12 protein-coding genes are annotated in these 15,404 nt (G+C 52.7%); 6 read left to right on the forward strand and 6 right to left on the reverse strand.

Annotation, left to right across the window (positions count from 1 at the left end):
* Positions 1-131 precede the first annotated feature (131 nt).
* From CRP01_RS35625 to CRP01_RS35635, 3 genes are all read right to left on the reverse strand, one after another.
* Complete coding sequence (locus CRP01_RS35625) at positions 132-3,149, reverse strand: caspase family protein (RefSeq protein ID WP_170110683.1); 3,018 nt, start codon at positions 3,147-3,149, stop codon at positions 132-134.
* A 171-nt stretch (positions 3,150-3,320) separates the two neighbouring features.
* Positions 3,321-4,805 (reverse strand): C1 family peptidase, encoded by a 1,485-nt coding sequence (locus CRP01_RS35630; RefSeq protein ID WP_170110684.1) that lies wholly within the window; start codon positions 4,803-4,805, stop codon positions 3,321-3,323.
* 157 nt (positions 4,806-4,962) lie between these two features.
* Complete coding sequence (locus CRP01_RS35635; RefSeq protein WP_099154872.1) at positions 4,963-5,460, reverse strand: hypothetical protein; 498 nt, start codon at positions 5,458-5,460, stop codon at positions 4,963-4,965.
* Between the two features lie 263 nt (positions 5,461-5,723).
* Here CRP01_RS35635 and CRP01_RS35640 point away from each other — a divergent pair, with 263 nt between their 5' ends.
* The 6 genes from CRP01_RS35640 (at position 5,724) to CRP01_RS35665 (ending at position 12,276) form a co-directional block, all read left to right on the forward strand.
* Positions 5,724-6,170, forward strand: a complete 447-nt coding sequence (locus CRP01_RS35640; RefSeq protein ID WP_099154873.1) for a CoxG family protein — start codon at positions 5,724-5,726, stop codon at positions 6,168-6,170.
* 39 nt (positions 6,171-6,209) lie between these two features.
* On the forward strand, positions 6,210-6,740 hold the full coding sequence (locus tag CRP01_RS35645) for a (2Fe-2S)-binding protein (RefSeq protein ID WP_099154874.1): 531 nt from the start codon (positions 6,210-6,212) through the stop codon (positions 6,738-6,740).
* Between the two features lie 115 nt (positions 6,741-6,855).
* Positions 6,856-9,213: a xanthine dehydrogenase family protein molybdopterin-binding subunit gene (locus CRP01_RS35650; RefSeq protein ID WP_099154875.1), complete on the forward strand. Its 2,358-nt coding sequence runs from the start codon at positions 6,856-6,858 to the stop codon at positions 9,211-9,213.
* A gap of 75 nt (positions 9,214-9,288) precedes the next feature.
* Positions 9,289-10,140, forward strand: a complete 852-nt coding sequence (locus tag CRP01_RS35655) for an FAD binding domain-containing protein (RefSeq protein WP_099154876.1) — start codon at positions 9,289-9,291, stop codon at positions 10,138-10,140.
* A 104-nt stretch (positions 10,141-10,244) separates the two neighbouring features.
* Positions 10,245-11,147 carry an AAA family ATPase gene (locus CRP01_RS35660; RefSeq protein WP_099154877.1) on the forward strand — a complete coding sequence of 301 codons (903 nt, stop codon included), beginning with the start codon at positions 10,245-10,247 and terminating at the stop codon, positions 11,145-11,147.
* The gene (locus tag CRP01_RS35665) at positions 11,140-12,276 is read left to right on the forward strand and encodes a vWA domain-containing protein (RefSeq protein WP_099154878.1); all 1,137 of its coding nucleotides are present in this window, start codon (positions 11,140-11,142) and stop codon (positions 12,274-12,276) included. The genes CRP01_RS35660 and CRP01_RS35665 overlap by 8 nt, the downstream gene beginning before the upstream one ends.
* A 15-nt stretch (positions 12,277-12,291) precedes the next feature.
* Here the strand turns inward: CRP01_RS35665 and hpt are convergent, their stop codons facing one another.
* The 3 genes from hpt to CRP01_RS35680 all read right to left on the reverse strand — a co-directional run bounded on the left by hpt (position 12,292) and on the right by CRP01_RS35680 (position 15,402).
* Positions 12,292-12,828: a hypoxanthine phosphoribosyltransferase gene (gene hpt / locus CRP01_RS35670; RefSeq protein WP_099154879.1), complete on the reverse strand. Its 537-nt coding sequence runs from the start codon at positions 12,826-12,828 to the stop codon at positions 12,292-12,294.
* A 69-nt stretch (positions 12,829-12,897) separates the two neighbouring features.
* Positions 12,898-14,286, reverse strand: a complete 1,389-nt coding sequence (locus CRP01_RS35675; RefSeq protein WP_233752820.1) for a M28 family peptidase — start codon at positions 14,284-14,286, stop codon at positions 12,898-12,900.
* 552 nt (positions 14,287-14,838) lie between these two features.
* On the reverse strand, positions 14,839-15,402 hold the full coding sequence (locus tag CRP01_RS35680) for a hypothetical protein (protein WP_099154881.1): 564 nt from the start codon (positions 15,400-15,402) through the stop codon (positions 14,839-14,841).
* Positions 15,403-15,404 lie beyond the last annotated feature (2 nt).

Consider the following 15,404-nt stretch of genomic DNA (forward strand, 5'->3'; position numbering starts at 1 on the left):
ACGGGCCAGGTTAGGTTAGAAAGTCAGAGATCAAAGCGGGGAAAAAGCCAGGATGTTCCAAACTGTGAAATACTGCATACATCGCTGTAATTCACGCTTATAAACATCCTGACCTTCTGATTCCCTATCCATTATCCGCCGATCGCAAAAATGGACATGTTCGCCCGGTCCAGCTGGTTTTCCGGCATAAACGGTGTCTGATTCGTCGTAGCGTTCGGCTTCTGGGTTTTGATCAGGTTGGGTACCCGCCGGCGTAAAAAGTCGTACAGTTCTCCCAGCGTCAGGATGCTGTTGTTATCGATATCTGCCTGAAAGGCACCGTTTTCATCCATGCAGGCTTTGTTGGCAAATCCTTCCAGGATTGCCTCGGTAAAGGCACCGTTCTCCCAGCGCGGATCCTCATAGGACAATTCATTGGACCGGCAGGACGTCAGCGTGCTCATCCCCGGGTGCATCGCGGCCAGTTTGGTCAGTGCGTCCGCGCGGGCCACGTCGGTGAGGGATTTACTATCCGCTGCGCCACTGTGGCAGGCATCGATCATTACTACCTTTTTGCAGTTGATCTTCTCCAGTTCCTGTACCACATCCTGTTGGAAATTGATCGTCCGGGTCCTTTCGTAGCGGGGATCGTAATTGGATGGCAGGAGCAGGAATCCGCCCTGTCCGTTTTTACCGTGGGAGGAAACAAACACCATCAGTACGTCATTACTGAGAATGCGTTGGGCCGCCGCGGGATTCCGGTGCTGGTAGACCAGATCCGCAATGGCTTCCCGGATGCGGTCTGCTTCCGTTTCTTCGGTCGTTACCAGCTTGCGGATAATGACCTGGCCGAAAAGCTTGTCCGGACCGGCCTGCCCTTCAAAGGCATTGGCAAAATCCGCAGCATCTTTGGCCGTGAATTTTAGGTCCTGGTGGCTCGGGCCGATCGCCAGTACGTGCAAATTAGGCTGACGCGGCTCGTAGTAGATCAACATCGTTTTGGAGGTAAATTCGTTCTCCCCGGTTTTCACCCGGATCTGTACTTCATTTTCTCCCGGTTCCAGATGCACTTTGGTCTCATACACATAGATGTATTCGCCATTCTGGCTCTGGTTATCACTTTCGTAGAGGTCTACTTCATCCATTTTGGATCCGTCCAGCGCCTGGTTGTTCCGGTACACGGTAAAACTCTGCTGCTGCACCGGTACGGGCGCACTGACGCCCATCTGGATGCTGTAGATATTGCCTTCGGAGATGATGTTCTTGATGTCTGTTTTATTCTGGTTGGGCTGCGTCAGGATCATGGTCACATGATTGCCCGTAGACAACGCTCGGTCCAGGGTTTTCCGGTACTCTTTTCCGTTCATCCGCACCGTACAGACGATGCTCATACTGGAGGAACGGAAAGTGGACGTTCTTTTGAAACGCAACTGTGCTTTTTTCGAACCGTGCGGCGGGATACTTTCAATATTGGTGATCCGGGAGCCAACCGCTTCCAGTCCGGCCGGCAGATCAAAAATGACGGATACGGGCGTAGCCGCAAAGTCGCCCGGGTTTTGTAACTCAACGGTCAGGCTCTGCTCGTCGGAAGTTCGGCTTTCGGAGAAATCATAGTCCGCAAATTCAACGGCCGCATCAACCGGTTTTTTCGTTTTTATCTTGGTATCGAACTGACTCACCTGCGTGTTTCCGGCCATGATCGAAACGCCGAGCGTGCTCTCCCCCGTCTCCAACTGGCTGGCGGCCATAACCGGTATCCGCACCTCTTTGGCCCCACCGTTAGGCAACTCGGCCACATAGTTGCTTTCCCAGAAATTGAGGCCCGCCACGGTTTGCTGGCGATTTACCCGGATCTGCAGACCGTTGAGGTCGGCGCCGGTCCGGTTGGTCAGCGTAAAGGACAGGTAGGTCCGATCGTCTGGTTTCAGCTGTCCGTCGCTGGTGTGCAGCTTTGTTTGGGAAAATTCCAGTCCGGCCTGCTTGGCTCCGGCAACCGCCGAGCCGTAAACAGACTGCTGACTTTCCCAGCGAACCAGCCAGGCAGAATTACCTCCGGGTCCTTTGGAAGCCGTACGTCCGGCCATGACCAGACTACCATCGTGCAGAAAATGCACGTGATTGGCGAGATCTTCTTTATTATCACCGTAGGGGAATTCCGACTGACGGATCCCACCGGCATCCGTGCGCACCAAAAAGGCAACGTACTGCCGGGCGCCGGAACGGTGAGACTGCGTGCCTCCCCCGATGATCAGGTTCCCTTCCGGGCTTTCATCCAGGGTATTGGCCAGGTCATCATCCTTACCGCCATAGGTTTGTTCCCACTGCATGAATCCGGAGTTGCTCACTTTGACCAGCCACATATCCATGCCGCCGGCACCTTTGGAGGTAGTGAGTCCACAAAATGCGATGCCCCCGTCGCGGGTAACGATCACATCGGCCACTTCCTCCCAGTCGCGATCTCCGAAAAATTTCACCCAGCTCTGCGAGCCGTCGGGTAGGGTGCGCAGTACATAAACGTCGCCCTTATCGCCCAGGGAGGATTTCTGAGCGTTGCCAACCAGCACCACGCCGCCGTCCGGCATGAGGGCCATACTTTTTACCGCTTCGAAATTACCGCGGCCGAGTTCTTTCTCCCAGATGATCTGTTGGCCGTCGATCTTTACCAGCCAGATATCTCCGCTGCGGGCGTCGTTCTTATAACCGGCCGCCAGCACGGAACCATCGGGTAGCAGCACCAGCTTGCGGAACATATCCTCCCCACTGCTGCCGAAATCTTTACGCCACACTTCGCGACCGCGTTCGTCGGTCTTGATCAGCCAGGCATCGCCTTTGCCCTGGCCCGAAGATTCGGTATAGCCGGCCAGGAGAAAATGCCCGTCAAAGGTCTGGACGACATCCATAATGCGATCGTCCTTGCTGCCGCCTAAGCGGACTTCGGCGATCTTGCCGCCGGTGCTGAAATCGGCGATCACCAGAAAACCGTCCGTACCACCGGCGGTTTTCGAGCGGGTTTCCCCAACGGCCACGAGATAGCCGTTGGTAGCTTCAATAACTTTGTGAAATTCGTCATCGTTATTCCCGCCGTAGGTCAGCTCCCAGTCCGGATCTCCGGGCTGGGCCAACAGTAATGCAGGAATGATCAAGTTCAGGAAAAGGATTAGCTTCTTCATAGCGGTCATGACTATTGGGAATTTGGGGGTTACACATCCCTTTACAGCTTATCACTGTGCTGCCGCAGCAACAAGGGATAATCAAAATTAATTAACAAATGACTGGTTTTCAAATGGTCTTTCTGCAAACCAGAATTGCAAGCGTTGTGTGTGGATAGTGACAGGTAGAGGTCAGCGGGATTCGGCAGAATCCGCGATCAATATAAGGGGAACAATGTAGCCTTCCGAGCGTGTCCTTGCTGCAAAGATAGCGAGATTTTTCCCATACTCAATATCTGAAGGCGGTATTAAATGTTTTCCCATGAGCTGCTGAAGGCGTTGCATGGGCTGATCGTTGCTTTCTGCCATCCTGGTACAGATGAATTTCAGACCTCTTATTTTTCGTTTGGAGAACAGTATATACAGGACATCCCGGCCGGGTCGACTGATGCGGAGTGCCTTATTCGGCCCGGGAATAGTGACCCGGCTTTCGGGTTCTACCACCAGCGCCGATTCGTTGGTACCGGCAAATTTTTTATTCAGCGATCCCTTCCGCGGCCAGTGAATGTGTACCTGCCCCCCCTGATCTACCGTAAAAGCATAGAGATAGATATTGGAAGAACGGGTAGCCGCCGACAACTGGAATAGCTGTCCGGTCGTCCATTGCTGCCGGGTGCGGTAGAGGCCCTGCTCACCGGCCAGTGCCGTATTTTTGAAGATGGGCTCGCCGCCGCTGACGCCGGTCAGGTGTTTCAACTGACTGCTACCAGCCATTTTAACCAGTTCGCGTACCGGAGCGGGAGCATTGGGAGTAGTAGCTGTTTGGGGAGCACTGCCGAGGCTGCCGATCAGGATATAGGCGTATTTGCAGTATTCGGCAAAGTGCTCGTATTTCACCCGGATATAGCCCTTATCGCCCCAACTGGTGCCCCAACTGTTGAACAGCAGAAAAGCCTGCACTTCGTCGTCATAGCCTACTACCGTCATGGCGTGACCGCCCGCCGGATTGGTATTGCCGAGATCCGGCCACCAAAAAGTGGCATCACTCAACTGATAGAAATTCTGCCGGATCTCCATACCGATGATCACCGGTTCTTTCTGGGCCAGCGCCCGCTTTACTTTCCAGATCTTGGTCTGGGCGTTGTCTTTGCGTCCGAATAAGGTAAGATAGTCGCTGATGGTATCCCGGCGGGCCATTTCGATCACGGCCGGTGCCGGTTGTTTTTCACAATCTTCTACATTAAAATCAAATACATTGGCCGGGCAATCGCCGGTGGTTTGCAGCAGTTCCATTGCCGCCGACAAGCGGGAACCCTGGCGGCAGCTGCCTTCCCGGATCTGGTTGTAAATAAACAGCGCCGAATAAGCGTTAGCCGTGATGGTGGTCTTGTCCGTCCATCCGGCCCGGATGGCCCGGCGGATGGTCAGTGCACCGTAACCTACGGCCCAGCCCACGCAGGAAAAAATATCGCCCTGGTTGCGCACTTCCGGGCAAAACGGGGAAAGATCCACCCGCACGGGCAGATCCAGATCCTTGCTGCCGTCGTAGGCAGGCATACGGCTGAGGGTATCGTAAACTTCATCGTCAAACAGCAGGCCGGTGGCGGGTTCCTGGGCCATAGCCGGCATACTCAACACCAGTAGGAACAAGCTACTGAACCAAATAATCTTTTTCATGATAGCGTGGGCTTTTGCTGTTATGTGTTGGCAGGCATCGGGATGTACCCATGAAAAAGTTTTTTTTTGCCGGCTTCCCGCCATGACCTCAAACAAAAAGAGAGTGGAACCAATACCATCGGCCCACTCCCTGATCTATCTCCAATTCACAACTTTTTTATACCGCTACGGCAGGTCTTTCGTACTGCCGGATAAATTTGGTTTTAGGTACCTGACTTCTGATGCCCTGGGCGATCTCCATGCCGGCATCGTAAAGTGCTACGTACTGTTCCGGGCTTTTGCCGGCCAGCAGGATAAGGTAGTGATAGTCTTCATCGAAAGCCACCCGCAACCAGAGGCCGCTGAGCTTTTCGCCGCGCAGGGTGCACGCCACTTTCTGGCTGACCACACCTTCTTCGGTCTCGCTGCCGTGTCCCTGGGGATAGACCTGAATATCCAGGTCACCATCGGCCAGCGGTTTAGTTAATTCCAGCGCTTTTGCGGAGATTTTTTCTATATGTAGATAGCTGGATCCGTCATCCTTACCTCCGATCCAGACTTTATCGGTCCCAACATAAATCCGGAAATTCTGGGGTAAGCGTAAATTTATTCGGCTTATTCGGTCAAAAACCTCATTAAACCCTAAAATGTGTTGCACTACTGATTGATTTTTCATAATATTGGGTTTTAATGGCAAAACTAGTCTCAACTAGCTTACTCCGAAAGGCGACACGATCAGAACAGCCTTATTTTTGAGCGGTTGGTCGTTATAAATGATCGGACCGTTTCCGCTTTCTTTTTTTATCTAGACATCAATTACAATCAAAAGTTTGGCTAAAGCATAGCCTGAAAATGCGCATCCACGCAAGCTATGCACCATTATGCTGTATGCAGTACAGCTGATCATCATTTATTATTCAATAAACTAATGCAACATCCATGCACCTAGAAGGTACGCATTCACTTAACGCACCACCTCAAGAAATCTGGAATTTACTGATGGATCCGGAGACCCTCGCCCGCATCACCCCCGCCATTTCCCGACTGGAACCACTCGGGGACGACAAGTACAAAGCCGTAGCGGAAGTTAAACTCGGGCCGGTAAAAGGATCTTTCGAAGGACAAATGGCGGTGGCCGACAAAAAAGAACCCGAGCATTTCACGCTGCTCATCGAGCAAAAAAGCCGGATGGGCAACGCCAACGCAGAAGGCAGGATCCAGCTCAACCCCATTGGAGATAACCAGACTGAAGTCAATTTTACCGGAGATGCAAAACTTTCCGGCACCCTGGCCCGCATGGGACAACGCGTGCTGGGCGGCGTCGCCAACTCCATGGTAAAGCAGTTCTTTCAGAATCTGGAATCAGAACTTAAAGCAAACGCATAAAATCATTATGCCCTTTTTCAAATAAAAATCGATACCGATATGGCAACAACAATTAATGTCAGTGTAAATGGCAAAAAGTATCAGGATGAAGTAGAAGGCCGTTTATTACTGGTTCACTATCTGCGCGATAAACTCCGTCTGACCGGTACGCACGTCGGTTGTGACACCAGCAGTTGCGGTGCCTGTACCATTCTGGTCGACGGCAAAGCCGTTAAATCCTGCACCATGCTGGCTGCCCAGGCCGACGGCGCTACCATCAAGACCATCGAAGGCATGGCCGAAAAGGGAAAACTGCACCCGCTTCAGGAAGGATTCAAGGAAAAACACGGATTACAGTGCGGTTTCTGCACACCGGGCATGATCATGACTGCCGCCAATTTGCTGGAAGACAACCCGCATCCCAGCGATGAAGAGATCAGACACGCTTTGGAAGGCAACTTCTGCCGCTGCACCGGCTACCACAACATTGTGGAGGCGATCAAATACGCAGCCGACAAATCAAAAGGTGGAGATATAGAACACGCCGATGCAAAAGAGCTCGAAAAACCGCTATTCGAAGTACCATCGTGAGGTAAGCGGACGGGAGTAAAAGCAACTCCCGTTTAGGCCGGTCCTATCTGACCGTCAAATCGTCAACGGTCCGCCTAATTAAATTCCATTCATTAATCTTTTGACCTCAACTCATATGACTTATATAGGAAAATCTGTTAAACGCGTTGAAGACCAACGCTTTCTTACAGGCAAGGGAAATTACACCGATGATATCGTTCTTCCGGGTATGACCTACGCCTACATCGTGCGCAGTCCCTATGCACACGCAAAAATAAATGGGGTAGACACCAGTGAGGCTGCTGCCCTGGAAGGTGTGGTTGCCATATTTACGGGAGAAGACGTCAAGGAAATTGGCGGAGTACCCTGTGGCTGGCAGGTGAACTTCAAAAACGGAGACACCATGAAGGAACCGCCGCACCCCCTGATGGTAAGAGATAAAGCCCGCCACGTAGGTGATGCCGTTGCCATGATCATTGCCGAGAGCAAGGAGATCGCCCGCGATGCGGCCGACCTGGTAGATGTGGATTACGAAGAACTGCCCGCCGTGGTCAATGCGGCCGAAGCCGTGAAAGACGGCGCACCGCTGGTACACGACGATGTACCTAAGAACATGTGTTATGACTGGGAACTGGGTAATCCCAAAGAGGAAGTGGACGCCGCAATCGAGTCCGCCCACCACGTCACTACCCTCGAATTTGTCAACCAACGGGTAGCCCCCAATCCGATCGAGCCCCGTGCGGCTATCGGTCACTTCGAAGCTGCCCGGGATCACTATACCTTATATACGACTTCTCAGAACCCACACCTTACCCGTCTGCTGCTCAGCGCCTTTACCCTTGGGCTACCCGAGCATAAAGTACGCGTAGTAGCACCCGACGTAGGCGGCGGATTCGGCAGTAAGATCTTCCACTACACGGAAGAGGCACTCGTGATCTGGGCTTCCCAGCAAATCGAACGCCCGGTGAAATGGACCTCCGATCGCAGTGAGGCCTTCATGACCGACGCTCAGGGCCGGGACCACGTTACCAAAGCCGAAATGGGCTTCGACGAAGAAGGCAACATTGTTGGTTTGCGGATCAATACCTTCGCCAACCTGGGGGCCTATCTTTCGACTTTTTCTACCTGTGTACCCACCTGGCTGCACGGTACGCTCCTGCAGGGGGTATACACTACCCCGAAGATCCACATAGATTTGACGGCGGTGTTCACTAATACCGTAGCGGTGGATGCCTACCGGGGTGCCGGCCGGCCGGAAGCGACCTATCTACTGGAACGCCTGATCGACACCGGAGCGCTGGAAATGGGTATGGACCCCGCTGATCTGCGATTCAAGAACTTCATTCCTCCATTCGATGGTGTGGAGCAGGAAGGTTATATGACCCAGGTAGCTCTGCAGTACGACAGTGGTAACTACGAAGGGGTGCTGAAGCGTGCCCTGGAAATGGTGGGCTACGAGAATTTCCGCAAAGAACAGGAGGAAGGCCGCAAGAACGGTAAGCTGATGGGTATCGGTTTCTCCACGTACATTGAGGCCTGCGGTATTGCTCCGTCGGCAGTAGTGGGATCGCTTGGCGCCCGGGCCGGTCTGTACGAATCCGCGCAGGTGCGGGTACAACCGACGGGTAAGGTGAGCGTGTATACCGGTTCTCACTCCCACGGACAGGGTCACGAAACGACCTTCGCCCAGGTAGTTGCCGACAAACTCGGCATTCCGCTGGAAGACGTGGAGATCGTACACGGTGACTCCGAAGCCGTAGCCTTCGGTATGGGAACTTACGGTTCGCGAAGTCTGGCCGTAGGTGGATCCGCCATCGTTAAGAGTATCGATAAAGTATTGGAAAAAGGAGCCAAGATCGCCGCGCACAAACTGGAAGCAGCGGTAGACGACCTGGAATTCGCTGAAGGTAAATGGACCGTAAAGGGTACAGATAAGTCTATCGGTTTTGCCGATATCTCCCTCACGGCCTACGTACCGCACGACTATCCCGAGAATCTGGAACCCGGTATGGATTTCTCCAGCTTCTACGATCCGGCCAACTTCACCTACCCGTTCGGTGCCCACGTGGCCATGGTCGAAGTGGATAAGGACACCGGTAAAGTGACCCTCAAACGTTTTGTAGCGGTAGATGACGTAGGGAACGTGATCAACCCCATGATCGTAGAAGGCCAGATCCACGGCGGACTCGCCCAGGGTATCGGTCAGGCGCTTTTCGAAGAGACCATCTACGATGAGAACGGCCAGCTGATCAACGGTTCCTACATGGACTATACGATGCCGCGGGCGGATGATCTGCCTTCTTTCGAAGTGGACCGTCAGGTAACACCCTGTCCTCATAACCCACTGGGTGTGAAAGGAGCCGGTGAAGCCGGTACGATCGGATCTACTCCGGCGGTAGTGAATGCGGTCATGGACGCGCTTAAGCCCTTCGGCATTAAGAACCTGGCCATGCCGTTGACACCGGAACGGGTCTGGCGGTATATGCAGGAATGATGATGGGATGATCTAATGATCTGATCATTCAGTAATTGAATCATTAATTAACGAATCTTCTAATTCCAATATAAAATGGTAGCTACTTCATTTGATTACCAAAAGGCTACATCGGTAGAACAGGCGATCAGTCTGTTGCAATCCCACGATGGTGATGCCAAATTGCTGGCCGGGGGACACAGTTTGATCCCAACGATGAAACTGCGGCTGAACAGTCCGGCACTTTTAATAGATGTTTCCAAAATTGAAGAACTTCGCGGCATCCGGGAAGAGGATGGTCACATTGTGATCGGAGCCATGACCACGCATTACGAGATCGCTTCTTCCGATCTGCTGGCGAAAAAAGCGCCGATGTTCGTAGAGGCGGCCAAGGTGATTGGCGATATTCAGGTGCGCAATAAAGGTACCATCGGTGGTAGCCTCGCGCACGCCGACCCCGCTGCGGACTGGCCCGCCGTAGTGATCGCTTCCGGCGCCAAGATCAAGATACACGGCCCGGACGGTGCCCGGACGGTTGACGCCGACGATTTCTTTACCGGCTTCTATACTACTGCGGTCGGCGAAAACGATGTACTCACCAGTATTCACGTACCGGTACCGCCTAAGGGCAGTAAATCCACTTATGCGAAATTTCCGCAGCCGGCTTCGCGTTACGCACTGGTTGGTTGTGCGGTACAGCTGACCATGGACGGCAATAAAGTATCCGACTGTAGCATCGGTTTCACCGGTGTATCGGATGCCGCTTTCCGGGACAGCAATGCCGAAGCGGCCCTCAAAGGGAAGGAACTATCGGGTGAATCCATCCAGGCCGCTGCTGATGCCTGCGCCGACGGCGTAGATATCATGAGCGACCATTTCGCTTCGGAAGACTACCGCAAACACCTTGCCGGTGTATTCCTCAAGCGAGCGTTGGAGAACCTGAAATAAGATTTTTTCAACGGTAAACGGTTGATGGCAGATAATGGGTCGTAATTTACCCGTTGACCGCCATCAACCGTAAATTTTTCACCGTACATCGTCAACTGTCATTAATGCAACATCCGGAACTCGAGCGACTCCAGCAATTACTACAGGATCAGGCTTACATTACGGACCAATCTATTGTACTTTCGGTCTTTCTGGCCCGGCAACTGAATAAACCACTCCTGGTGGAAGGTCCCGCCGGGGTTGGTAAAACGGAGATCGCCAAGGTGATGGCCCGGGCCATGGATACCGAACTGATCCGGCTACAGTGCTACGAAGGGCTGGATGCTACCCACGCGCTGTACGAATGGAATTACCAGCATCAGCTGCTTTATCTGAAAATGCTGGAAAAGCAGGATACTTCTCCCGAAGAGATGGAACGCTCCCTCTTCGATGATCGTTTTCTGCTGAAGCGGCCGCTTTTGCAGGCCATCACGCACCACAAGGCACCCTTGCTGCTCATCGATGAAGTGGACCGGGCGGACGAAGAATTTGAAAGTTTCCTACTGGAGGTCCTGTCCGACTGGCAGATCTCCATACCCGAGATCGGTACTATCAAAGCGACCCATATCCCGCAGGTGATCCTCACCAGTAACCGGGTACGCGAACTTTCCGAAGCCCTGCGCCGGCGTTGTCTGTACCTCTGGATCGACTACCCGGATTACGACAAGGAACTGGCCATCGTCCGGCAAAAGGTACCGGATATCGATGCCCGCCTGAGCGAGCAGATCTGCGGATTTATGCAGGAAGTGAGAAAACAACGCCTGGAAAAAGTACCGGGCGTAGCCGAAACCCTGGACTGGGCCATGGCGCTCGCCAATCTGCACATCGATCACCTGGATAAGGAACTGGTGAGTGCTACCCTGGGTATCATTCTGAAAGACTGGCAGGATATCCGCCAGACTCAAATGTCTCTATCCGAATTATTCGAACGCGTAGGCGCTATTTCCAAACTGGATGTCAATGGATAGGGAGCTCATCGTCCGGCGCACTTCCCTCAGTGAAAATATTCTGGGTTTCTGCCGGTATTTACGCCACAAGGATTTTCGGATCGGTCCCGCCGAAGAGGCCGATGCCCTACTGGCCATGGAAACCCTGGGTCCATTCGCCAATCCGGATATTTTCCGGCTCAGCCTGCGGGCCGTTCTGGCCCGTACCCGGGCCCAGCAACTGGTATTTGACGAGCTGTATTCGGAATACTGGTGCGAACTGGAAAAAGCCGTCGATTCCAAGATCAAGGACGCTCCCGAAGAAAAACCCAAACCGAAACCCGCCGCCGGCAATTTTCAATCCATCAAGGACTGGCTCAATAAAAACAATAAGAAGGACGAAGAATCCGAGGCCGCGGCCTATTCTGCCCTGGCTACTTCCGGCAAAAAAAGCTTTGAAGGTTTTTCCGATGATGAATTGACGGAGATCATGCGGATCATCCGCCGGGCGGCCAAGCCGCTCACGCTGCAGTTCAACCGCAGAAAACAGCGTGCCCGACGCCCGGGCGATTTTGACCTGCGCCAAACTCTCCGCCGCAATCTGCGCCGCGGTGGCGACATCCTCGAACTCGTCTACAACAAACCGAAGAAACACCGGCCACAGCTCGTATTGCTGTGTGATGTCAGTAAATCCATGGATCTGTACAGTAAATTCCTGGTACAGTTCATGTACGGCTTTCAACGGGTGGTATCCCGGGTAGAAACTTTTGTATTCAGCACTTCGCTCCAGCGCATTACCAACCAGCTCAATAAAAATAGTTTTGAACACACGCTGGAAGAACTTTCCCTGACGGTACCCGGATGGTCCGGCGGTACGCGGATCGGTGAGTCCCTGCAAACTTTTGTGGAAGATTACGGTCGCCGGTTGCTCAGTCGCCGTACGCTGGTGCTGATCATGAGTGACGGATGGGATACGGGTGAGCCGGAAGTGATGGAAGCAGCGATGGCCTCGATCCACCGTCAGGCTTCCAAAGTTATTTGGGTAAACCCACTGGCGGGTAGCCCCGGATACGAACCGACCGTGCGGGGCCTGCAGGCTGCCCTCCCCTATATCGATCTGTTTGTGGCCGCTTACGATGTGGAAAGTTTGCGCCGAAATCTAATCATTTAGGATCGCTAAATTCAATTACTCGATCAACTGGTACAAACCGGGCAGGTTCCGGCCCAGACCGTTATAATCCATTCCGTAGCCCACCACAAAATCCGGTGGGATCTCAAAACCGACGAAATCGATATTTACCGGAAATTCATGCGCCTCCGGTTTACTGAGTAAGGTCGCAATGGCAATGGAAGCCGGCCCGAGTTGTTGCAGATCGGGTACGAACTGGTGCATGGTGCGGCCGGAGTCCACGATATCCTCGACGATGATCAGGTGCCGATCCCGTACATCGACATTCAGGCCGATGAGGGTTTTCACATCTCCGCTGGAGACGGTATCCTGGTAGGAAGACAATTTGATAAAACTGATCTCACACGGAAAATCGCAGGCCCGCAGGAGATCCGCGGCGAACATAAAGGCCCCGTTCAGGACCCCCAGAAAAAGCGGACACTTATCAGCGTGGGACTCCGCCATTGCGCCGGCCATTTCTCCGATCCGTTGTTGGATCTCAGTGGCGGTCAGATAGGGGCCAAACTCGAGTTCGTGCAGTTTTACCGTTGCCATAATAATGATTTTAGCCTACGGTCGGGTAAATGTGAATGTCCCCATTTACCCGATCGTAGACAGACTATGCTAATCCAATCCGTATTTATCCAACAGGTAGACCAGAGCCGTCATCGCTCCGGCTCCCAGTTCCATTTCGCGTTTGTTCACGGTCTCGAATCGATCCGCATCTGTATGGTGATAATCAAAGTACCGTTGAGAATCCGGGTAGAGCCCGAATAATAATCCTCCCTGACTCTTCAGGCCACTGATATCCGCTCCGGAGCCGCCGGGGCTCAGGGTGAGGCCATAGGGTTCCAGTAGTGGCAGCCAGCGGGTAGCTTTTTTGAATTTCTTCTTGAATACGTCATCGCGACCCTCCGCGGTGAAGCCCCGGGGCGTAAAACCGCCGCGATCCGATTCAATGGCCGCCATGTGGTATTCATTTTTATCGTCGGAAGCCTGCCAGTAGGTACGGCCGCCGACCAGCCCGTTCTCTTCGTTCATGAACAGGACGCAGCGGATGGTGCGTTTGGGTTGATAGCCCAACTGGCGCAGGGTTTGCAGTACGGCCATGGATTGCACGCAGCCCGTGCCGTCATCGTGGGCGCCTTCCCCCAGATCCCAGGAATCGAGATGGCCGCCGACCACGATGATCTCATCCGGGAATTCGCTGCCTTTGATCTCACCGATCACATTATAGGAGATCTTGTTGGACAACATACGGGAATCGGAATACATATACACCCGAACCGATTCGTTCTCCAGCAACTGGCTCAGCAGGTTGGCGTCTTTTGTGGTGATGGCGATGGCCGGTATGGCGGGATAATCCGGGTCATACCGCAGAGAGCCGGTATGTGGGACGTCATCCAGGCTGGTGGTCATGGACCGCACCAGTACGCCCACCGCTCCGTAACGGGCCGCGCGGGAAGCGCCGGAACCGCGTTGATCGACCGCTCCGCCGTAAGCGCGGAAGGTATTGATGTGGGTAGGATCAAGCGGGCGATTAAAAAATACGATCTTACCGGCCACTCCGGCTTCACCCAGTGCGTCGACTTCATCTAAGGTTTTTACTTCCACTACTTCGGCCGTGATGCCCCCAGCGGGAGTTCCGATGGAATTACCCAGGGCGACGCCCTTGAGCGGTAGGCTTCCGATCTGGCTGGAATTAACGACCCGCACGATCTCCTGTTTTCCACGCTCCCAGTGGGGAACCTCACAGGGCTGCAACCAGACCGAATCCAGTTGCAGGGTATCCATGATCTGCCGGGTATAATTGACGGCGGCGGCAGCCTGGGGCGACCCGCTCAGACGGGCCCCGATGCCTTTACAGAGATCGTATAACCAGTCATAAGCATTACTACTGGTGAGTGCATGGTCAAAGATGGACCGGATGTAAAATGCGTCTTCGTCCTTTTGGTTGCTCTGGGCATCAGCCAAAAGGGGTAAAATCAGGAATAGGCATAGTGTAAAATGCACCTTTAGCCGAAATTTTGACATTATTGTTCAGTGTTAGAAAAAAATTTAAAAAAAATCGAAAAAAAAGTTCCCGGAATTAAACAACCGGATATAAAGCAAAACCTCTAAAAGGCATTAAAAAATCATTTTACAAAATTCGTTTTTTCAGAATCTTATTTCATAATTCTTACAAAAACCGGTTTTTGTACCGAAATGCCGCACTGGTGTTTTTCCCTACCCGGGGCTCCCATTTTAAAAAATCTCGTTTCAATGGTTTTTTTTAAAAAAAATCGACTATTTTAGTAGACACAATTGAACGAGTTATTAATTTTTTTGCTAAATTTGTAATTGTAAAAATTACACAAAGTACTGGAAGCAGTACTTACTCAATACGAAAACAGTTCACTGTTAATAAATAATTTGGTTTTATTTGGTTAGGGCTGAGGTAGTGCTATGGTGGCGCTGCCTCTTTTTTTTTGCCCTTAATCGATTGGCCGTTGACTGCCAGATAGTTAGGGATTGGATTGGGCCTGGTGCAGGTTTAGTCGTATACTTTTCCTTGCCGGACCGCGATCATTTCCGGATCTCTACGTCGATCAACACCTCCCGCGGGTCCGATCCGATCGTCTTTTGCCGGCTTTCGATCCGGTAACTCCGCCCCGGGCGGTACCACAGATCCTGCTCCGTACTGGCAATAGCCGATTTGGAGCGGTTCCTGATCTGGATCTCTTCTACTTCATTATTCCGATAACTCACCCGCAGCAGTCGCGTATTCAGCGAGGTGTCCAATGCGGTATAGTTTACGATCTGTACACCTCCGTTTTCCCGGAGGCTATCCACCTGATATTTGTCTATCCAGGAGGGCCGGTTGATATCCGAACGACGGAAGATCTGGAACTCTTTTTGGTAATCCGTGGATTCGATCCGTTGCTCCTCGGATGCTCCGTCCACCGTGACCATCTTTTGCAAGGTTGGCTGCAGACTGTCCATACGGGCGATCTCGCGGTCAAAATAAGCTTCCAGTTTGAAGAAAGGGGTAGCGCTTACCTCCGGGGCGGAGCTATCGGTCTCCACACCACATGCGGCGGTAAGCGCTATCAGTAGAAATGAATAAAAATAAGCTTTCGCTTTCAGCATTT

The organism is Flavilitoribacter nigricans DSM 23189 = NBRC 102662, from assembly GCF_002646595.1.
Classification (GTDB): domain Bacteria; phylum Bacteroidota; class Bacteroidia; order Chitinophagales; family Saprospiraceae; genus Flavilitoribacter; species Flavilitoribacter nigricans.

Coding starts and splice junctions, on each gene's coding strand:
- hpt (WP_099154879.1), bottom strand. CDS start 12,828: ATGGCAACGGTAAAACTGCACGAACTCGAGTTTGGCCCCTATCTGACC.
- CRP01_RS35650 (WP_099154875.1), top strand. CDS start 6,856: ATGACTTATATAGGAAAATCTGTTAAACGCGTTGAAGACCAACGCTTT.
- CRP01_RS35680 (WP_099154881.1), bottom strand. CDS start 15,402: ATGCTGAAAGCGAAAGCTTATTTTTATTCATTTCTACTGATAGCGCTT.
- CRP01_RS35655 (WP_099154876.1), top strand. CDS start 9,289: ATGGTAGCTACTTCATTTGATTACCAAAAGGCTACATCGGTAGAACAG.
- CRP01_RS35645 (WP_099154874.1), top strand. CDS start 6,210: ATGGCAACAACAATTAATGTCAGTGTAAATGGCAAAAAGTATCAGGAT.
- CRP01_RS35640 (WP_099154873.1), top strand. CDS start 5,724: ATGCACCTAGAAGGTACGCATTCACTTAACGCACCACCTCAAGAAATC.
- CRP01_RS35630 (WP_170110684.1), bottom strand. CDS start 4,805: ATGAAAAAGATTATTTGGTTCAGTAGCTTGTTCCTACTGGTGTTGAGT.
- CRP01_RS35665 (WP_099154878.1), top strand. CDS start 11,140: ATGGATAGGGAGCTCATCGTCCGGCGCACTTCCCTCAGTGAAAATATT.
- CRP01_RS35635 (WP_099154872.1), bottom strand. CDS start 5,460: ATGAAAAATCAATCAGTAGTGCAACACATTTTAGGGTTTAATGAGGTT.
- CRP01_RS35625 (WP_170110683.1), bottom strand. CDS start 3,149: ATGAAGAAGCTAATCCTTTTCCTGAACTTGATCATTCCTGCATTACTG.
- CRP01_RS35660 (WP_099154877.1), top strand. CDS start 10,245: ATGCAACATCCGGAACTCGAGCGACTCCAGCAATTACTACAGGATCAG.